The organism is Streptosporangium sp. NPDC006930 (assembly GCF_040635605.1).
Classification (GTDB): Bacteria; Actinomycetota; Actinomycetes; order Streptosporangiales; family Streptosporangiaceae; genus Streptosporangium.
Genome location: NZ_JBEYID010000002.1, coordinates 347,794 through 365,626 on the forward strand (window position 1 = coordinate 347,794; position 17,833 = coordinate 365,626).

General features: G+C 65.9%; 23 protein-coding genes. All 23 read right to left on the reverse strand.

What is annotated here, in order from left to right; genetic code table 11:
* Window positions 1–2: 2 nt before the first annotated feature.
* Complete coding sequence (rplR, locus tag ABZ664_RS04810; RefSeq protein ID WP_344913778.1) at window positions 3–386, reverse strand: 50S ribosomal protein L18; 384 nt, start codon at window positions 384–386, stop codon at window positions 3–5.
* A 2-nt stretch (window positions 387–388) separates the two neighbouring features.
* Complete coding sequence (gene rplF / locus ABZ664_RS04815) at window positions 389–931, reverse strand: 50S ribosomal protein L6 (RefSeq protein ID WP_362503034.1); 543 nt, start codon at window positions 929–931, stop codon at window positions 389–391.
* Window positions 932–948: 17 nt separating this feature from the next.
* Window positions 949–1,347 carry a 30S ribosomal protein S8 gene (rpsH, locus tag ABZ664_RS04820; protein ID WP_329089949.1) on the reverse strand — a complete coding sequence of 133 codons (399 nt, stop codon included), beginning with the start codon at window positions 1,345–1,347 and terminating at the stop codon, window positions 949–951.
* Window positions 1,348–1,493: 146 nt separating this feature from the next.
* A complete protein-coding gene (locus ABZ664_RS04825) occupies window positions 1,494–1,679 on the reverse strand; it encodes a type Z 30S ribosomal protein S14 (protein ID WP_012887844.1) in 186 nt (61 codons plus the stop codon).
* 2 nt (window positions 1,680–1,681) lie between these two features.
* Window positions 1,682–2,260, reverse strand: coding sequence for a 50S ribosomal protein L5 (gene rplE / locus ABZ664_RS04830; RefSeq protein ID WP_350943275.1), 579 nt, complete (start codon window positions 2,258–2,260; stop codon window positions 1,682–1,684).
* Window positions 2,260–2,580, reverse strand: coding sequence for a 50S ribosomal protein L24 (rplX, locus tag ABZ664_RS04835; protein ID WP_362503039.1), 321 nt, complete (start codon window positions 2,578–2,580; stop codon window positions 2,260–2,262). The genes rplE and rplX overlap by 1 nt, the downstream gene beginning before the upstream one ends.
* Window positions 2,580–2,948, reverse strand: a complete 369-nt coding sequence (rplN, locus tag ABZ664_RS04840; protein WP_012887841.1) for a 50S ribosomal protein L14 — start codon at window positions 2,946–2,948, stop codon at window positions 2,580–2,582. The genes rplX and rplN overlap by 1 nt, the downstream gene beginning before the upstream one ends.
* 184 nt (window positions 2,949–3,132) lie before the next feature.
* Window positions 3,133–3,414 (reverse strand): 30S ribosomal protein S17, encoded by a 282-nt coding sequence (rpsQ, locus tag ABZ664_RS04845; protein WP_326635528.1) that lies wholly within the window; start codon window positions 3,412–3,414, stop codon window positions 3,133–3,135.
* Window positions 3,407–3,646 carry a 50S ribosomal protein L29 gene (gene rpmC, locus ABZ664_RS04850; protein ID WP_362503044.1) on the reverse strand — a complete coding sequence of 80 codons (240 nt, stop codon included), beginning with the start codon at window positions 3,644–3,646 and terminating at the stop codon, window positions 3,407–3,409. Before rpmC ends, rpsQ begins: the two co-directional genes overlap by 8 nt.
* Window positions 3,646–4,065 carry a 50S ribosomal protein L16 gene (gene rplP / locus ABZ664_RS04855; protein ID WP_350943270.1) on the reverse strand — a complete coding sequence of 140 codons (420 nt, stop codon included), beginning with the start codon at window positions 4,063–4,065 and terminating at the stop codon, window positions 3,646–3,648. The genes rpmC and rplP overlap by 1 nt, the downstream gene beginning before the upstream one ends.
* A 2-nt stretch (window positions 4,066–4,067) precedes the next feature.
* Window positions 4,068–4,943 (reverse strand): 30S ribosomal protein S3, encoded by an 876-nt coding sequence (gene rpsC / locus ABZ664_RS04860; protein ID WP_350943269.1) that lies wholly within the window; start codon window positions 4,941–4,943, stop codon window positions 4,068–4,070.
* Window positions 4,943–5,296: a 50S ribosomal protein L22 gene (gene rplV / locus ABZ664_RS04865; RefSeq protein WP_030912916.1), complete on the reverse strand. Its 354-nt coding sequence runs from the start codon at window positions 5,294–5,296 to the stop codon at window positions 4,943–4,945. Before rplV ends, rpsC begins: the two co-directional genes overlap by 1 nt.
* Window positions 5,297–5,392: 96 nt before the next feature.
* Complete coding sequence (rpsS, locus tag ABZ664_RS04870) at window positions 5,393–5,671, reverse strand: 30S ribosomal protein S19 (protein WP_012887835.1); 279 nt, start codon at window positions 5,669–5,671, stop codon at window positions 5,393–5,395.
* An 11-nt stretch (window positions 5,672–5,682) separates the two neighbouring features.
* Window positions 5,683–6,519 (reverse strand): 50S ribosomal protein L2, encoded by an 837-nt coding sequence (gene rplB / locus ABZ664_RS04875; protein ID WP_350943268.1) that lies wholly within the window; start codon window positions 6,517–6,519, stop codon window positions 5,683–5,685.
* Between the two features lie 91 nt (window positions 6,520–6,610).
* Window positions 6,611–6,913 carry a 50S ribosomal protein L23 gene (rplW, locus tag ABZ664_RS04880; protein ID WP_030912923.1) on the reverse strand — a complete coding sequence of 101 codons (303 nt, stop codon included), beginning with the start codon at window positions 6,911–6,913 and terminating at the stop codon, window positions 6,611–6,613.
* A complete protein-coding gene (rplD, locus tag ABZ664_RS04885) occupies window positions 6,913–7,560 on the reverse strand; it encodes a 50S ribosomal protein L4 (protein WP_362503051.1) in 648 nt (215 codons plus the stop codon). Before rplD ends, rplW begins: the two co-directional genes overlap by 1 nt.
* The gene (gene rplC, locus ABZ664_RS04890; RefSeq protein WP_329089937.1) at window positions 7,557–8,210 is read right to left on the reverse strand and encodes a 50S ribosomal protein L3; all 654 of its coding nucleotides are present in this window, start codon (window positions 8,208–8,210) and stop codon (window positions 7,557–7,559) included. Before rplC ends, rplD begins: the two co-directional genes overlap by 4 nt.
* 14 nt (window positions 8,211–8,224) lie before the next feature.
* Window positions 8,225–8,533, reverse strand: coding sequence for a 30S ribosomal protein S10 (rpsJ, locus tag ABZ664_RS04895; protein ID WP_030912931.1), 309 nt, complete (start codon window positions 8,531–8,533; stop codon window positions 8,225–8,227).
* Between the two features lie 331 nt (window positions 8,534–8,864).
* Window positions 8,865–10,058 carry an elongation factor Tu gene (gene tuf, locus ABZ664_RS04900; protein WP_362503054.1) on the reverse strand — a complete coding sequence of 398 codons (1,194 nt, stop codon included), beginning with the start codon at window positions 10,056–10,058 and terminating at the stop codon, window positions 8,865–8,867.
* 306 nt (window positions 10,059–10,364) lie between these two features.
* Window positions 10,365–12,464 carry an elongation factor G gene (gene fusA / locus ABZ664_RS04905; protein WP_362503057.1) on the reverse strand — a complete coding sequence of 700 codons (2,100 nt, stop codon included), beginning with the start codon at window positions 12,462–12,464 and terminating at the stop codon, window positions 10,365–10,367.
* A gap of 36 nt (window positions 12,465–12,500) precedes the next feature.
* Entirely contained in the window at window positions 12,501–12,971 is a 471-nt protein-coding gene (rpsG, locus tag ABZ664_RS04910) for a 30S ribosomal protein S7 (RefSeq protein WP_350943262.1), read from the reverse strand.
* A gap of 2 nt (window positions 12,972–12,973) precedes the next feature.
* The gene (gene rpsL / locus ABZ664_RS04915) at window positions 12,974–13,345 is read right to left on the reverse strand and encodes a 30S ribosomal protein S12 (RefSeq protein ID WP_012887826.1); all 372 of its coding nucleotides are present in this window, start codon (window positions 13,343–13,345) and stop codon (window positions 12,974–12,976) included.
* A gap of 581 nt (window positions 13,346–13,926) precedes the next feature.
* Complete coding sequence (locus ABZ664_RS04920; protein WP_362503061.1) at window positions 13,927–17,814, reverse strand: DNA-directed RNA polymerase subunit beta'; 3,888 nt, start codon at window positions 17,812–17,814, stop codon at window positions 13,927–13,929.
* Window positions 17,815–17,833 lie beyond the last annotated feature (19 nt).

The window sequence follows — 17,833 nt, forward strand, 5'->3', positions numbered from 1 at the left end:
CATCAGAACTCCAGTCCGCCTTCGCGAGCGCTGTCTGCCAGCGCCGCGATGCGGCCCGCGTAGCGGTTGCCACCCCGGTCGAACACAACCGCGGTGATCCCGGCTGCCTTGGCCCGCTGAGCGAGAAGCTCGCCGACCTGCTTGGCCTTGTCGGTCTTGGCGCCTTCCGCCGAGCGCAGGGAGGCGTCCATGGTGGACGCGCTCACCAGCGTGTGGCCCTGGGTGTCGTCGACGATCTGCACGAAGAGGTGCTTCGTGGACCGGTTGACGACCAGGCGCGGACGCGTGGCCGTACCGGCCACCTTCTTGCGGACTCGGCCGTGGCGGCGGGCCCGCGAGACGGCGCGGGCGGCCGTGTGCTTGCCGAACGCAGTCTTGCCAGCCATGCCTACTTACCAGCCTTTCCGACCTTGCGGCGGATAACTTCACCCTGGTAGCGCACGCCCTTGCCCTTGTACGGGTCAGGCTTGCGCAACTTGCGGATGTTCGCGGCGATCTCGCCGACCTTCTGCTTGTCGATGCCGTCCACGTGGAACAGCGTCGGCTTCTCGACGCGGAAGGTGACACCCTCGGGGGCGTCGACGATCACCGGGTGGCTGAAGCCGAGAGCGAACTCAAGCTGAGTCGGGCTCTTGGCCTGCACGCGGTAACCGACGCCCACGATCTCCAGGGTCTTCGAGTAACCCTGGGTGACACCGGTCACCATGTTGGCGACCAGGGTGCGAGACAGGCCGTGCAGCGCACGAACCCTGTTCTCGTCGTTGGGACGGGTGACGGACAGGTTGCCGTCGTCACCCTTGGCGATCGCGATGGGTTCCGCGACCGTGTGTGAAAGCGTGCCCTTGGGGCCCTTGACCGTGACGTCCCGGCCGTCGATGGCGACGTCCACTCCGTTCGGTACGGGGATGGGCAGCCGTCCGATTCTTGACATGCTGTTCGTTCTCCCCTCTACCAAACGAAGGCGAGGACTTCCCCGCCCACTCCACGCTTGCCGGCCTGCTTGTCCGTCATGAGGCCGCCGGACGTCGAGATGATCGCGACGCCCAGTCCACCCAGGACTCGGGGCAGGTTGTCCTTCTTTGCATAGACCCGCAGGCCGGGCTTGGAGACCCGGCGCAGACCCGCGAGGGAGCGCTCACGGGTCGGCCCGAACTTCAGCTCCACCACGAGGTTCTTTCCGACCTTGGCGTCTTCGACGCTCCAGGACTGGATGTAACCCTCCTGCTGGAGGATCTCGGCGATGTGCGCCTTGATCTTCGAGTACGGCATCGCCACGCTGTCGTGGTACGCCGAGTTCGCGTTTCGCAGACGCGTCAGCATGTCTGCGATCGGGTCGGTCATCGTCATGGCCGGTGGCCTTCCTCACCGCGGTTTCCACAGGGGACCTTCGGTGCGGTCATGGGCGCCTGTAGGCGGCGCCCGGTGAATACGACTTCTCTGTGCGGCAGGTGCCTCGCGCGGGCCCGTGATCGCTCACGGGGCCGCGCGGAGGGCTACCAGCTCGACTTGGTGATGCCGGGCAGCTCGCCCCGGTGCGCCATCTCGCGGAAGCAGATGCGGCACAGGCCGAACTTCCTGTAGACGGCGCGGGGACGACCACAGCGCGAGCACCGAGTGTACGCCCGGACCTCGAACTTGGCCTTGCGAGCAGCCTTGACCTTGAGCGACGTCTTCGCCATGATCAGGCCTCCTTGAAGGGGAAGCCGAGCTGCTTCAGCAGTGCCCGGCCCTGGTCGTCGGTCTTAGCGGTGGTCACGACGGTGATGTCCATACCACGCTGGCGGTCGACCTTGTCCTGGTCGATCTCGTGGAACATGACCTGCTCGGTGAGACCGAAGGTGTAGTTGCCGTTGCCGTCGAACTGCTTGGGCGACAGACCGCGGAAGTCACGGATACGGGGCAGCGCCAGCGAGAGCAGCCGGTCGAGAAACTCCCACATGCGGTCACCGCGCAGCGTGACGTGCGCGCCGATCGGCATGCCCTCGCGCAGCTTGAACTGGGCGATGGACTTGCGGGCGCGGACGACCGCCGGCTTCTGGCCGGTGATCACGGTGAGGTCGCGGACGGCGCCTTCGATGAGCTTCGAGTCGCGCGCGGCCTCGCCGACACCCATGTTCACCTTGATCTTGGTGATGGTGGGCACCAGCATGATGTTCTCGAACTCGAACTGCTCGTTCAGCTTCGCGATGATCTCTTCGCGGTAGCGCTGCTTGAGGCGCGGAAGGGCCCGCTGTTCGGTCTCAGTGGTGTTCGCGGTCATCAGTTGTCCTCACCCGTCTCCTCGGAAGCGGCCTTGGCCGACTCCTTCTTGGCGGGCTTGTCGTCCTTGGCAGGCTTCTCATCCTTGAGCTTCTTGACGTTGCTCACGTGGATGGGAGCCTCCATGGTCTGCACGCCACCGGCCTTGGCACCGCGCGGACCCTGGTTGGTCTCCTTGCTGTGCTTCTTGACCATGTTGACGCCCTCGACCACCACACGCTCGTCACGCGGGTGGGCGGCGATCACACGGCCCTTGGCACCCTTGTCCTTGCCGGCGATGACCAGGACGAGGTCACCCTTCTTCACATGAAGCTTCGGCATTACAACACCTCCGGCGCGAGCGAGATGATCCGCATGAACTTCTTGTCACGCAGCTCACGTCCGACGGGACCGAAGATGCGGGTGCCTCTGGGGTCGCCACTGTCCTTGATGATGACGGCGGCGTTCTCGTCGAAGCGGATGTAGGAGCCGTCGGGCCGGCGGCGCTCCTTGACAGTGCGGACGATGACGGCCTTGACCACATCGCCCTTCTTCACGGTGCCGCCCGGGATGGCGTCCTTGACCGTGGCGACGATGATGTCACCGATTCCCGCGTAACGTCGGCCCGAGCCACCGAGAACACGGATGCAAAGGACTTCCTTCGCACCGGTGTTGTCGGCGACCTTGAGCCGCGACTCCTGCTGGATCACTTGAACTCCTGTTTGTCTCGCCGGTTCTCACCCGTGGTTTCGGATGAGCCTTGCGGAACCTGCTGGTCTTTTTCCCACGGCGACAGCCCTCACGGACCGCCACCGCAGGCGGGGCGAAGATCGCTTCGCCCCCTTGGACGCCATCATGGGGGGTGACGGTGTCACCCCCCACGAGGCGCGTTACCTACTTGGCCTTCTCGAGGATCTCGATGACCCGCCAGCGCTTGCTGGCGGACAGCGGCCGGGTCTCCATCAGGAGGACGCGGTCACCGACACCGCAGGTGTTGGCCTCGTCGTGCGCCTTGTACTTGGTCGTCCTGCGGATGACCTTGCCGTACAGGGGGTGCTTGACGCGGTCCTCGACAGCGACCACGACAGTCTTGTCCATCTTGTCGCTGACGACCAGACCCTCACGGGTCTTGCGGTAGTTCCGCGTCTCGGTCGTGGTTTCCGTGGCCTCAGCCATCGATCGACTCCTTCTCTACCGTGGTGACGATTCCGAGCTCCCGCTCGCGCATCACGGTGTAGATACGGGCGATCTCGCGGCGGACGGCACGCAACCGCCCGTGGCTCTCCAACTGGCCGGTCGCTGCCTGGAAGCGGAGGTTGAACAGCTCCTCCTTGGCTTCCTTCAGCTTCGTGACCAGGGTGTCCTGGTCTTCCACCCGCAGCTCACCGGCGGTCAGGCCCTTAGCCATCACGCCTCACCCACTTCACGCTTGACGAACCGGCACTTCATCGGCAGCTTGTGCATCGCACGACGCAGGGCTTCGCGAGCCACCGGCTCGGCGACACCCGAAAGCTCGAACATGATGCGACCGGGCTTGACGTTGGCGACCCACCACTCCGGCGAACCCTTACCGGAACCCATGCGGGTCTCGGCGGGCTTCTTGGTGAGGGGGCGGTCCGGATAGATGTTGATCCAGACCTTTCCGCCACGCTTGATGTGACGGGTCATCGCGATACGAGCCGACTCGATCTGACGGTTGGTCACGTAGGAGTGCTCAATCGCCTGAATGCCGAACTCGCCGAACACGACCCTGGTGCCACCCTTGGCGGCGCCGTGACGGTCGGGCCGGTGCTGCTTGCGGTGCTTGACCCTGCGCGGGATCAGCATGGTCAGCTCCCTTCAGCACCCGGCTGCGCAGCCGGGCCGGTCTCGGGGGCAGCCTGCGAGGCCGCCTCGGTCCTGGGGGCGGCGGAGCCACCCGAAGCGCGGTCGCCACGGCCGGCACCGGCGCCACGACGGGCGCCACCGGCGCCACGACGGGGACGGTCGCCGCCACCGGCACCGGGGCCACGACGGTCGTCGCGGTCACGGCGCTGGCCCGCGCGAGCACCGGCGGCGGCCGCCTCGCGCTCGGCGCGGCTGGTCGGAGCCTCACCCTTGTAGATCCACACCTTCACGCCGATACGACCGAAGGTGGTGCGAGCCTCGTACAGGCCGTAGTCGATGTCCGCGCGGAGGGTGTGCAGGGGCACGCGGCCCTCGCGGTAGAACTCCGAACGGGACATCTCGGCGCCGCCGAGACGGCCGGAGCACTGCACCCGGATGCCCTTGGCGCCGCTCTTCATCGCCGACTGCATCGCCTTGCGCATGGCACGACGGAACGAGACACGGCTGGACAGCTGCTCGGCCACACCCTGGGCGACGAGCTGAGCGTCGATCTCAGGGTTCTTGACCTCGAGGATGTTCAGCTGGACCTGCTTCTTGGTCAGCTTCTCGAGGTCACCGCGAATCCGGTCCGCCTCGGCGCCGCGGCGGCCGATGACGATGCCCGGACGGGCGGTGTGAATGTCGACCTGTACCCGGTCGGTGGTCCGCTCGATCTCCACCTTGGAGATGCCGGCCCGCTCCATGCCCTTCTTGAGCATGCGGCGGATCGCCACATCCTCGGCAACGTACGACTTGTAGAGCTTGTCGGCATACCACCGGCTCTTGAAGTCGGTCGTGATGCCGAGGCGGAACCCGTGCGGGTTAACCTTCTGGCCCACTAGCGGGTCCTCCCCTTCGGCTCGCGGGACTCCACGATCACGGTGATGTGGCTGGTCCGCTTGTTGATCCGATAGGCACGACCCTGAGCACGGGGACGAAACCGCTTCAGCGTCGGGCCCTCGTCGACCCAGGCACGGCTCACGAAGAGCGTGTCACGGTCGAGCTTGAAATTGTGCTCCGCGTTGGCAATGGCGCTCGAAAGCACCTTGTACACGGTCTCGCTCGCCGACTGGGGAGCGAACTGCAGCACGGCCTGCGCCTCCGAAGCGGGCAGCCCGCGAATGAGGTCCACCACACGGCGGGCCTTCATGGGCGTGTGGCGCGCGAACCGCGCCTGAGCCCTGGCTTCCATCGCTTACTCCTCTTACCCTTCGTTTTGGTCGAGTCCGTCTCACCCGTGACGATCGCTTCCGATCGTTCTCGGACCGACGTCCTCTTCCTGAGGCGCTTATCGCCGGCTGCGGCGGTCTTCCTTGACGTGGCTGCGGAAGGTTCGCGTCGGAGCGAACTCACCCAGCTTGTGGCCGATCATCGACTCGGTGACGAACACCGGGACGTGCTTGCGGCCGTCGTGAACGGCGATCGTGTGACCGAGCATGTCGGGCACGATCATGGAGCGCCGCGACCACGTCTTGATGACGTTTTTGGTGCCCTTCTCGTTCTGGACATCCACCTTCTTCTGAAGGTGATCGTCCACGAAGGGACCCTTCTTAAGGCTACGTGGCATTTTGGCTGCTCCTACCGCTTCTTCCGCTTGGTACGACGGCGGATGATCAGCCGGTCGCTGGCCTTGTTCGCCGCACGGGTACGTCCCTCGGGCTTGCCCTTGGGGTTGACGGGGTGACGACCGCCGGAGGTCTTACCCTCACCACCACCGTGCGGGTGGTCGACCGGGTTCATCGCGACACCGCGGACGGTGGGGCGCTTGCCCTTCCACCGCATGCGTCCGGCCTTACCCCAGTTGATGTTGGCCTGCTCGGCGTTGCCGACCTGGCCGATCGAGGCCCGGCAGCGAACATCGACCTGGCGCATCTCACCGGAGGGCATACGCAGCGTGGCGTACTGGCCCTCCTTGGCGAGGAGCTGGATCTGCGCGCCGGCGGACCGGCCCAGCTTGGCGCCACCGCCCGGACGGAGCTCCACCGCGTGGATGAAGGTACCGGTCGGGATGTTGCGCAGCGGGAGGCAGTTGCCCGGCTTGATGTCGGCCGTAGGGCCGTTCTCGATGTGGTCGCCCTGCTTGAGGCCGGTCGGGCAGAGGATGTAGCGCTTCTCCCCGTCGGCGTAGTGCAGCAGCGCGATGCGGGACGTGCGGTTCGGGTCGTACTCGATGTGAGCGACCTTGGCCGGGATCCCGTCCTTGTCGTGACGCCGGAAATCGATGATCCGGTAGGCGCGCTTGTGGCCACCACCCTGGTGACGGGTGGTGACTCGGCCGTGGACGTTACGGCCACCCTTGCTGTGCAGGGGTGCAAGCAGCGACTTCTCGGGCGTGCTGCGCGTGATCTCGGCAAAGTCCGAGACGCTGGCGCCGCGGCGACCCGGGGTCGTCGGCTTGAGTTTACGGATGCCCATCTTTTTCGTTCATCCTTCGTCGGTTAATCCGGTCGAATGCCCCTCACCAGACGGCGAGGGGCTTTCTCCCTGTACTTACTGAGCGAGCGCGTCAGCCGATCTGGCCGAAGATGTCAATCCGGTCGCCCTCGACCAGGCTGACGATGGCTCGCTTGGTGGCCGGGCGCTGGCCGTAGCCGAACCTGGTCCGCTTGCGCTTGCCCTGGCGGTTGATGGTGTTGACGCTGGCGACCTTGACACCGAAGATCTTCTCAACGGCGATCTTGACCTGCGTCTTGTTGGCCGTCTTCCGCACCAGGAACGTGTACTTGTTGTGCTCGTCGATCAGGCCGTAGCTCTTCTCGGAGACAACCGGCTTGATGATGATGTCGCGCGGGTCGGCGATCTTCTCCATCAGGCGTCTTCCTTCCCGCTCTTGCTCAGACGCGCCACGGTCTGGTCGTACGCGTCCTGAGTGAAGACGACGTCGTCGTAGCAGAGCACGTCGTAGGTGTTGAGCTGCCCGGCGTCCAGAAGGTGGACCTCGGGAGCGTTGCGCAGGCTCAGCCAGCTGAGCTCGTCACCCTCGTCGACGACGACCAGGACGCTGCGGGCCTTGGTGAGCCTGCGAAGCGACTCAAGAGCCGCCTTGGTCTTCGGGGTCTCCCCCTCGACCAGACCGCTGACCACGTGAACGCGGCCGCCGGTCGCCCGGTCGGACAGGGCCCCGCGCAGGGCGGCGGCCTTCATCTTCTTGGGAGTCTTCTGCGAGTAGTCCCGCGGAACCGGGCCGTGGACGGTGCCACCACCGGTGAACTGCGGGGCGCGGGTCGAACCCTGGCGGGCGCGGCCGGTGCCCTTCTGGCGGTACGGCTTCTTGCCGCCGCCTCGGACCTCACCGCGGGTCTTCGCCTTGTGGGTGCCCTGCCGGCGAGCGGCGAGCTGGGCCACGACGACCTGGTGGATCAGCGGGATGTTGACCTTCGTACCGAAGATGTCCTCCGGCAGGTCGACGGTGCCGGCCTTCTCACCGCGTACGTCGAGGACGTCAATGGTGCTCACTTGGCAGCCCCCTTCTTGGCGGCGGTGCGGACCAGGACCAGGCTGCCGTTGGCGCCGGGGATCGCACCCTTGATCAGGATGAGGCCCTTCTCGGCGTCCACGGCGTGAACCTTGAGGCTCTGGACGGTCGTGCGGACGTTGCCCATCCGGCCCGCCATGCGCACGCCCTTGAAGACGCGGCCGGGGGTGGCGCAGCCACCGATGGAACCGGGCGAGCGGTGCTTGCGCTGCGTACCGTGCGAGGCGCCCAGACCCTTGAAGCCGTGGCGCTTCATGACACCCGCGAAACCCTTGCCCTTGCTCTTGCCCGTCACGTCGACGAACTGGCCGGCCTCGAAGGTGTCGGCGAGGAGCTCCTGGCCCAGGGTGTAGTCGCTCGCGTCGTCGGTGCGGATCTCCGCGAAGTAACGGCGCGGGGTGATGTCGTGCTTGCGCAGGTAGTCGCCGAGCGGCTTGTTGACCTTCCGCGGGTCGACCTGGCCGAAGCCCAGCTGAACGGCGGTGTAGCCGTCCTTCTCGGCGGTGCGGACGCGGGTCACGACGCACGGGCCAGCCTCGACGACGGTCACCGGGACCATCCGGTTGTCCGCGTCGAAGACCTGGGTCATGCCGAGCTTCTTGCCCAGGACGCCCTTGATCTTGTTAGCCATGTCAGTGCGTTCCCTCAGAGCTTGATCGAGATGTCAACGCCGGCGGGAAGGTCGAGTCGCATGAGCGAGTCGACCGTCTTCGGCGTCGGGTCGATGATGTCAATCAGCCGCTTGTGCGTGCGCATCTCAAAGTGCTCGCGGCTGTCCTTGTACTTGTGCGGCGAGCGGATGACGCAGTACACGTTCTTCTCGGTCGGCAGCGGCACCGGGCCCGCGACCTTGGCGCCAGTCCTTGTCACCGTCTCGACGATCTTCTTGGCCGAGACGTCGATGACCTCGTGGTCATAGGCCTTGAGCCGAATGCGGATCTTCTGTCCCGCCATAATGGCCTCGGTGTCCTTCACTGTCGTCTGAAAAAGTTACGTGCGGCCTGTTGCCGCTGTGTCATGGCCGGCCCGTCTGGACGGTCCCGCCACGTCGTGCCGGAGCACGTCTCGCCCTGGGGCGGCGTCTCCGCACATGCCCCACGTAGCAGACGCTGTGAGTCCGCGCTTTCTTCCGTGATCTGGCAGTGAGTTCGGTCATCCTTCGGCCGAACCAACTGCGAGATCACGGTTCGTGGGGTCCTGCCGGGGTTCGCGCCCTGCGACGCGGTCCCCTCGTGGTGAGGCGGTCGGCCCTGTCTCGAGGGCCGACCGCCACTCCGCGATCGTACTACTTGATGATCTTGGTCACTCGACCCGCACCGACGGTGCGGCCACCCTCACGGATGGCGAACTTGAGACCGTCCTCCATCGCGATGGGCTGGATCAGCGCGACGCTCATCTCCGTGTTGTCGCCGGGCATGACCATCTCGGTGCCCTCGGGGAGGTTCACCACGCCGGTCACGTCGGTCGTACGGAAGTAGAACTGCGGGCGGTAGTTGTTGAAGAACGGGGTGTGGCGGCCGCCCTCGTCCTTGCTCAGGATGTAGACCTGGGCCTCGAACTCGGTGTGCGGGGTGGTCGTGCCCGGCTTGATGATGCACTGGCCGCGCTCGACGTCCTCGCGCTTGATGCCGCGCAGGAGCAGACCGACGTTGTCGCCCGCCTGGCCCTCGTCGAGGAGCTTGCGGAACATCTCGACACCGGTGACCGTGGTGGTGGTCTTGGTCTCCTTGATGCCGATGATGTCGACGGTCTCGTTGACCTTGACGATACCGCGCTCGATACGGCCGGTGACGACCGTACCGCGACCGGTGATCGAGAAGACGTCCTCGATCGGCATGAGGAACGGCTTCTCGGTCTCACGAGTCGGCTCGGGGACGTTCTCGTCCACGGCGGTCATGAGCTCGATGATCGAGTCGCCCCACTTGGTGTCGCCCTCAAGCGCCTTCAGCGCCGAGACGCGGACGACCGGCAGGTCGTCGCCGGGGAACTCCTGAGCCGAGAGAAGCTCGCGGACCTCGAGCTCGACGAGCTCCAGGATCTCCTCGTCGTCCACCATGTCGGACTTGTTGAGGGCGACGACGATGTAGGGGACGCCGACCTGGCGGGCCAGGAGGACGTGCTCCTTCGTCTGCGGCATCGGACCGTCGGTGGCGGCGACCACGAGGATCGCGCCGTCCATCTGAGCCGCACCGGTGATCATGTTCTTCACGTAGTCGGCGTGACCGGGGCAGTCCACGTGGGCATAGTGGCGCTTCTCGGTCTGGTACTCGACGTGCGCGATGGAGATCGTGATACCACGAGCCTTCTCCTCGGGCGCCTTGTCGATCTTGTCGAACGGGGTCGCCTCGTTGAGGTTCGGGAAACGCTCGTGGAGCACCTTGGTGATCGCCGCGGTCAGAGTGGTCTTGCCGTGGTCGATGTGCCCAATGGTGCCGATGTTTACGTGCGGCTTGGTCCGCTCGAACTTGGCCTTGGCCACTGCTCTCTCCTTAGAGATTCTGACGTGACTTGCGTCTTCATATTCGGGATTGGGGAGGCCGGTCCCTCTCGGAACCGGCCGGCGAGAAAGCTCTCGCCCCGCACCCCTCCGGTGGCGGGGCGACGATCTCCTCGCCACCCGCACCCGGAACAGCGCTGGGGCCTGCTCGCCCCGCACCCCTCCGGTGGCGGGGTGACGATCTCCTCGTTACCCGCACCCGGAATGGTGCTGGACTTACTCGCCCCGCACCCCTCCGGTGGCGGGATGACGATCTCCTCGTTACCCGCACCCGGAATGGTGCTGGACTTACTCGCCCCGCACCTTCGCGACGATCTCCTTGGCGATGTGCGCGGGCACTTCGGCGTAGGAGTCGAATTGCATGCTGTAGCTCGCGCGTCCCTGCGTCTTGCTACGGAGGTCTCCCACGTAGCCGAACATCTCAGAGAGCGGCACGAGCGCCTTGATGATCCGGGCGCCGGAGCGCTCGTCCATCGCCTGGATCTGCCCGCGGCGACCGTTGAGGTCACCGATGACATCACCCATGTAGTCCTCGGGCGTGGTGACCTCAACGGCCATCATCGGCTCCAGGATTACGGCGTCCGCCTTGCGCGCGGCCTCCTTGAAGGCCATCGAGCCAGCGATCTTGAAGGCCATTTCGGACGAGTCCACCTCGTGGTAGGCACCGTCCTGCAGGGTGACCTTGACCCCGACCATGGGGTATCCGGCGAGAACACCGAACTCGGCCGCCTCCTGGGCGCCCGCGTCGACCGAGGGGATGTACTCCCTCGGGATGCGGCCACCGGAGACCTTGTTCGAGAACTCGTAACCGTCGTTGCCCTCGCCCAGCGGCTCAATGTCGATGATGACCTTGGCGAACTGGCCGGAACCACCGGTCTGCTTCTTGTGGACGTAGTCGACCTTCTCCACCTTGCGGCGGATGGTCTCCCGGTAGGCCACCTGAGGCCGGCCGATGTTGGCCTCGACCTTGAACTCGCGGCGCATCCGGTCGACGAGGATCTCCAGGTGGAGTTCGCCCATGCCCCAGATGACCGTCTGCCCGGTCTCGTCGTCACGACGGACCTGGAAGGACGGGTCCTCCTCGGCCAGACGCTGGATCGCGGTGCCCAGCTTCTCCTGGTCACCCTTGGTCTTGGGCTCGATGGCGACGCTGATGACCGGCGCCGGGAAGTTCATCGACTCCAGGACCACGGGGTGAGCCGGGTCCGACAGGGTGTCACCGGTGGTGGTGTCCTTCAGACCCATCACGGCGACGATCTGACCGGCCACGGCCGACGCGCGCTCTTCGCGCTTGTTGGCGTGCATCTGGTAGATCTTGCCGATCCGCTCCTTGCGGCCCTTCACCGAGTTGATCACGGCGGTGCCGGTCTCGAGCGTGCCCGAGTAGATGCGGATGTAGGTGAGACGGCCCAGGTGCTGGTCGCTCATGATCTTGAAGGCGAGCGCGGAGAACGGCTCGCTCACGTCGGCGTGACGCTCGATGACCTCGTCTTCCTTGCCGACCGCGTGGCCCTTGAAGGCCGGGATGTCGATCGGGGCGGGAAGGTAGGCGACGATCGCGTCGAGCAGGGGCTGAATGCCCTTGTTCTTGAACGCGGTGCCGGTCAGGACCGGGTTGATGGCGCTGGCCAGCGTCGCGCGGCGAATGGCCGCGACCAGCTGCTCCTCGGTGGGCTCGACGCCCTCCAAGAAGAGCTCCATGAGCTCGTCGTCGTTCTCGGCGACCGTCTCGACCAGCTTGTCACGCCACTCGCGGGCAGCCTCGGAGTACTCCTCCGGGATGTCCACGGTCTCGTACATCTCGCCCTTGGCCGTCTCGGTGCCCCAGTACAGGCCCTTCATCCTGACCAGGTCGATGACGCCCTTGAAGTCGGCCTCGACGCCCCAGGGAAGCTGAAGCACCGCGGGGGTCGCGTTCAAGCGGCTGATCATCATGTCGACGCAGCGGTGGAACTCCGCGCCGACCCGGTCCAGCTTGTTGACGAAGCAGATCCGGGGCACTTCGTAGCGGTCGGCCTGACGCCAGACCGTCTCGGACTGCGGCTCGACACCGGCGACGCCGTCGAACACGGCGACGGCACCGTCGAGGACGCGGAGCGAGCGCTCCACCTCGATCGTGAAGTCCACGTGGCCCGGCGTGTCGATGATGTTGATCGTGTGGCCGAGCCATTCGCAGGTCGTGGCAGCGGAGGTGATGGTGATACCACGCTCCTGCTCCTGCTCCATCCAGTCCATCGTGGCTGCGCCCTCGTGGACCTCACCGATCTTGTAGTTGATACCGGTGTAGAACAGGATGCGTTCGGTCGTCGTGGTCTTGCCCGCGTCGATGTGGGCCATGATCCCGATGTTACGGACCTTGGCCAGGTCAAGAGCGGTCGTGGTGGCCACTTCTCTCGCGTCCTCGTCGTCTCGTCGAACCCGCTGTTACCAGCGGTAGTGGGCGAAGGCCTTGTTGGACTCGGCCATCTTGTGGGTGTCCTCGCGCTTCTTGACGCTTGCGCCGAGGCCGTTGCTTGCGTCGAGCAGTTCGTTCATGAGGCGCTCGGTCATGGTCTTCTCGCGGCGGGCGCGGGAGTACTGCACCAGCCAGCGCAGGGCCAGGGTGGTGCTGCGCGTCGCGCGCACCTCGACCGGGACCTGGTAGGTCGCGCCACCGACACGGCGGCTGCGGACCTCAAGGGTGGGCTTGACGTTGTCCAGCGCGCGCTTCAGGGTGACGACCGGGTCGTTGCCGGTCTTCTCCTTGGCGCCTTCGAGGGCGCCGTACACGATGGACTGGGCGATGGATCGCTTGCCGTCCAGGAGCACCTTGTTGATGAGCGCGGTGACCAGGGGCGAGTTGTGAACCGGGTCAGCCATGAGCTGACGACGGCCAGGAGAACCCTTGCGAGGCATTCTTACTTCTCCTTCTTCGCGCCGTAACGGCTACGGGCCTGCTTGCGGTTACGGACACCCTGGGTGTCGAGCGAGCCGCGGATGATCTTGTAGCGAACACCCGGCAGGTCCTTCACACGACCACCACGGACGAGCACGATGGAGTGCTCCTGGAGGTTGTGGCCGACACCGGGGATGTAGGCCGTGACCTCGATGCCGTTGGTGAGCCGGACACGCGCGACCTTGCGGAGGGCGGAGTTCGGCTTCTTCGGGGTCGTGGTGTAAACGCGCATGCAGGTGCCGCGTCGCTGAGGGCTGGCCTTGAGCGCCGGAGTCTTGGTCTTTGTGACCTTGTCCTGGCGGCCCTTGCGGACCAGCTGCTGAATCGTGGGCACCGCGTCTCCGTTCGTGCTAGCCGGTAATTCGAATGTGGTGCATTTTGCAGGTGCTGCCGGTGTCATGACCTGCGGTTCTTTCATCCCCTCCGACCCACGCGGTCGGGCGTGTCGCGTAAGTTTCGCGCCACATCCCGGTTAAGGCCGGTCCGGTGGAGGAGGCCACACGGCGCCTCTGCCGCCCCCTCATCGGGAACCTGGCGACGCGCACGCATGAAGACCCATGAAGACATGGGCACGAAGGGAAAGACTACCCAGCCCAACGCAACACGTCAAAACGGCTGCACTCACCAGGCGTCGGCGTTCGTGTCATGACTCCCGCGATCGGTTTCCGACCGACCGCTTCCGGGTCCGTGTCGAGTTTACCCGGCGCGGAGCACTTCTCCGGCCGTTCTCCGCATTAACGTGTGGCTTTCACCGCAACATTCCGGTCAAGAAAGGTCCACATCCCCAACTATCGGGTCGGCGGGCAGGAAAGGCGACGGTACCGGAGGGAAAGCGACGGCGCCCGGCCCCCTTTCGGGGACCGGGCGCCGTCTGCGACCACTCTGCCGTCAGCGACCGCTCAGCGGTCGTGCCGTTCAGCGGTTGTACTGACCGAAGTCGTACTCCTCCAGCGGCACGGCCTCGCCGGAGCCCGAACCGAAGGTGTAGTCGGCCGCGGAGCCGTCGTAGCCTCCGACGGTGTACATGGCGGCCTTCGCCTCCTCGGTGGGCTCGACCCGGATGTTGCGGTACTGGGGCATGCCCGTACCGGCCGGGATGAGCTTTCCGATGATGACGTTCTCCTTGAGACCGAGCAGCGAGTCCGACTTGGCGTGGATCGCCGCGTCGGTGAGCACTCGGGTCGTCTCCTGGAAGGACGCCGCGGACAGCCAGGACTCGGTGGCGAGCGAGGCCTTGGTGATGCCCATCAGCACCGGACGTCCGGAGGCCGGCGTGCCGCCCTCCGCCACGCACTCGCGGTTGATCCGCTCGAAGCGCGGCCGCTCGACGAGCTCACCGGGCAGCATGTCGGCGTCGCCGGACTCCAGCACGTTCACGCGCTTGAGCATCTGCCGCACGATGATCTCGATGTGCTTGTCGTGGATCGACACACCCTGCGAGCGGTAGACCTGCTGGACCTCCGCCACAAGGTGCAACTGCACGGCCCGGGGGCCGAGGATGCGCAGCACCTCGTTGGGGTTGACCGCACCCGCGATCAGCTGCTGGCCGACCGTGACGCGCTGCCCGTCGGAGACGAGCATGCGCGACCGCATCGACACGGGGTACGCGACCTCCTCGGAACCATCGTCCGGGACGATCACGATCTTCCGGGTCTTGTCGGTCTCGTCGATGCGGACCCGGCCCTCGGCCTCGCTGATCGGGGCGACACCCTTGGGGACGCGCGCCTCGAAGAGCTCCTGCACACGGGGCAGACCGTGGGTGATGTCGGCGCCCGCCACACCACCGGTGTGGAAGGTCCGCATCGTCAGCTGGGTGCCGGGCTCGCCGATCGACTGGGCGGCGATGATGCCGACCGCCTCGCCGACGTCCACGAGCTTGCCGGTCGCGAGCGAACGGCCGTAGCAGGTGGCGCAGACACCGATCTTGGCCTCGCAGACGAGGGCGCTGCGGGTCCTGACGGTCTCCACCCCGGCCTCGACCAGCGCGGTGACGTGGATGTCGTTGATGTCGACACCCATCGGCGCGATGATCTTGCCGTCCACCTCCACGTCCTCGGCGAGGATGCGGCCGTGCACGTTGCTCTCGGCGTTCTCCGCCTTGACCAGGTTGCCCTGGGCGTCGCGGTCGGCCACGTGCAGCGGGACGCCACGGTCGGTGCCGCAGTCGATCTCGCGGACGATGACGTCCTGCGCGACGTCCACCAGACGACGGGTCAGGTAACCCGAGTCGGCGGTCCGCAGCGCGGTGTCCGCCAGACCCTTCCGCTGACCGTGGGTGGAGATGAAGTACTCCAGCACCGACAGACCCTCGCGGAACGAGGCCTTGATCGGACGCGGGATCGTCTCGCCCTTGGTGTTGGACACCAGGCCACGGATGCCGGAGATCTGCCGGACCTGCATCAGGTTTCCTCGGGCGCCCGACTGGACCATCATCCAGACCGGGTTGGTCTTCGGGAACGCCTTCTGCATGTCGTCGGTCACGTCACTGGTCGCGTGCGTCCAGATCTCGATGAGCTCCTGACGACGCTCCTCGTCCGTGATCAGACCGCGCTCGTACTCACGCTGGACCTTGTCGGCCCTGCGCTCGTACGTCTCCATGATCTCGGCCTTGTTCGGCGGCGCGATGACGTCCTCGATGGAGATCGTCACACCGGCCCTGGTCGCCCAGTAGAAACCGGCGTCCTTGAGGGCGTCGAGCGCCGCGGCGACCTCGACCTTGGGGTACTTCTCGGCGAGCTCGTTCACGATGACCGAGAGCTGCTTCTTGCCGACCTGCGAGTTCACGTACGGGTAGTTCGCCGGCAGGGTCTGGTTGAACAGGCAACGGCCCAGGGTGGTCTCCAGGCGGTAGCTGTCACCCGCCTCCCAGCCCTCGGGAGCGGACCAGCCGCGGGGCGGCGGGACGTCTCCCTTCATCCGGATCTGGATCAGCGACTGGATGTCCAGCTCGCGGCGGTCGAAGGCCATGAGCGCCTCCGACACCGAGCCGAAGACCCGGCCCCTGCCGACACCGTTCTCGTCCTCGTCCTTGAGCGTGGTCAGCGAGTAAAGACCGATGATCATGTCCTGGGTGGGCATGGTCACGGGCTTGCCGTCGGCCGGCTTGAGGATGTTGTTCGTCGACAGCATCAGGATGCGGGCCTCGGCCTGCGCCTCGGCCGACAGCGGCAGGTGCACGGCCATCTGGTCACCGTCGAAGTCCGCGTTGAACGCGGTGCAGACGAGCGGGTGGATCTGGATGGCCTTGCCCTCGACCAGCTGCGGCTCGAAGGCCTGGATGCCCAGGCGGTGCAGGGTCGGCGCACGGTTGAGCAGCACGGGGTGCTCGGTGATGACCTCTTCGAGGACGTCCCACACGACCGGCCGGGCACGCTCGACCATCCGCTTGGCCGACTTGATGTTCTGCGCGTGGTTCAGGTCGACCAGACGCTTCATCACGAACGGCTTGAAGAGCTCCAGGGCCATCTGCTTGGGCAGACCGCACTGGTGCAGCTTCAGCTGCGGGCCGACGACGATGACCGAACGGCCGGAGTAGTCGACTCGCTTGCCCAGCAGGTTCTGGCGGAACCGGCCCTGCTTGCCCTTCAGCATGTCGCTGAGGGACTTCAGGGGGCGGTTGCCGGGACCGGTGACCGGGCGGCCACGGCGGCCGTTGTCGAACAGCGCGTCGACGGCCTCCTGGAGCATCCGCTTCTCGTTGTTCACGATGATCTCGGGGGCGCCGAGGTCGAGAAGTCGCTTGAGGCGGTTGTTCCGGTTGATCACCCGGCGGTACAGGTCGTTCAGGTCCGAGGTCGCGAACCGGCCACCGTCGAGCTGCACCATCGGGCGCAGGTCCGGCGGGATGACCGGGATGCAGTCGAGGACCATCCCGTTGGGCGAGTTGCGGGTGTTCAGGAACGCCGACACGACCTTGAGACGCTTGAGCGCGCGGGCCTTCTTCTGGCCCTTGCCGCTGCGGATCGTCTCGCGCAGGTTCTCGGCCTCAAGAGCGAGGTCGAAGTTGGTCAGGCGCTCCTGGATCGCCTGGGCGCCCATGCCGCCGCGGAAGTAGCGGCCGAAACGGTCGCGCATCTCGCGGTAGAGCAGCTCGTCGCCCTCAAGGTCCTGGACCTTGAGGTTCTTGAAGCGGCTCCAGACCTCGTCCAGCCGGTCCAGCTCGCGCTGGGCCCGGTCGCGCAGCTGCCGCATCTCACGCTCGGCGCCCTCCCGGACCTTGCGGCGCTGGTCGCCCTTGGCGCCCGCGGCCTCAAGCTCGGCCAGGTCGCTCTCCAGCTTGCGCTGGCGAGCCTCGATGTCGGCGTCACGACGCTGCTCGATGTGCTGCCGCTCGACGGAGATCTTCGCCTCCAGCGACGGCAGGTCACGCTCGCGCATTTCCTTGTCGACGTGCGTGATCATGTAGGCCGCGAAGTAGATGACCTTCTCAAGGTCCTTCGGGGCCAGGTCGAGCAGGTATCCCAGACGGGAGGGGACACCCTTGAAGTACCAGATGTGCGTGACGGGCGCGGCCAGCTCGATGTGGCCCATCCGCTCACGACGCACCTTGGCGCGGGTCACCTCGACGCCACAGCGCTCACAGATGATGCCCTTGAAGCGGACGCGCTTGTACTTACCGCAGTAGCACTCCCAGTCGCGAGTCGGACCGAAGATCTTCTCGCAGAAGAGTCCGTCCTTCTCGGGCTTGAGCGTCCGGTAGTTGATGGTCTCCGGCTTCTTCACCTCACCGTGCGACCACTGGCGGATGTCGTCGGCGGTCGCGAGGCCGATCCGAAGCTCGTCGAAGAAGTTGACGTCGAGCACTATGTAATCCCCTCCTCAG

Coding starts and splice junctions, on each gene's coding strand:
- rpsJ (WP_030912931.1), bottom strand. CDS start 8,533: ATGGCGGGACAGAAGATCCGCATTCGGCTCAAGGCCTATGACCACGAG.
- ABZ664_RS04825 (WP_012887844.1), bottom strand. CDS start 1,679: ATGGCGAAGACGTCGCTCAAGGTCAAGGCTGCTCGCAAGGCCAAGTTC.
- rplP (WP_350943270.1), bottom strand. CDS start 4,065: ATGCTGATCCCGCGCAGGGTCAAGCACCGCAAGCAGCACCGGCCCGAC.
- rplR (WP_344913778.1), bottom strand. CDS start 386: ATGGCTGGCAAGACTGCGTTCGGCAAGCACACGGCCGCCCGCGCCGTC.
- rplW (WP_030912923.1), bottom strand. CDS start 6,913: ATGGAGAAGATCGCCGACCCGCGCGACATCATCATCAAGCCGGTTGTC.
- rplV (WP_030912916.1), bottom strand. CDS start 5,296: ATGGAAGCCAGGGCTCAGGCGCGGTTCGCGCGCCACACGCCCATGAAG.
- rplF (WP_362503034.1), bottom strand. CDS start 931: ATGTCAAGAATCGGACGGCTGCCCATCCCCGTACCGAACGGAGTGGAC.
- rpmC (WP_362503044.1), bottom strand. CDS start 3,646: ATGGCTAAGGGCCTGACCGCCGGTGAGCTGCGGGTGGAAGACCAGGAC.
- rpsQ (WP_326635528.1), bottom strand. CDS start 3,414: ATGGCTGAGGCCACGGAAACCACGACCGAGACGCGGAACTACCGCAAG.
- rplE (WP_350943275.1), bottom strand. CDS start 2,260: ATGACCGCGAACACCACTGAGACCGAACAGCGGGCCCTTCCGCGCCTC.
- rpsS (WP_012887835.1), bottom strand. CDS start 5,671: ATGCCACGTAGCCTTAAGAAGGGTCCCTTCGTGGACGATCACCTTCAG.
- rpsG (WP_350943262.1), bottom strand. CDS start 12,971: ATGCCTCGCAAGGGTTCTCCTGGCCGTCGTCAGCTCATGGCTGACCCG.
- rplC (WP_329089937.1), bottom strand. CDS start 8,210: ATGGCTAACAAGATCAAGGGCGTCCTGGGCAAGAAGCTCGGCATGACC.
- rplX (WP_362503039.1), bottom strand. CDS start 2,580: ATGCCGAAGCTTCATGTGAAGAAGGGTGACCTCGTCCTGGTCATCGCC.
- rplB (WP_350943268.1), bottom strand. CDS start 6,519: ATGGGCATCCGTAAACTCAAGCCGACGACCCCGGGTCGCCGCGGCGCC.
- rpsH (WP_329089949.1), bottom strand. CDS start 1,347: ATGACGATGACCGACCCGATCGCAGACATGCTGACGCGTCTGCGAAAC.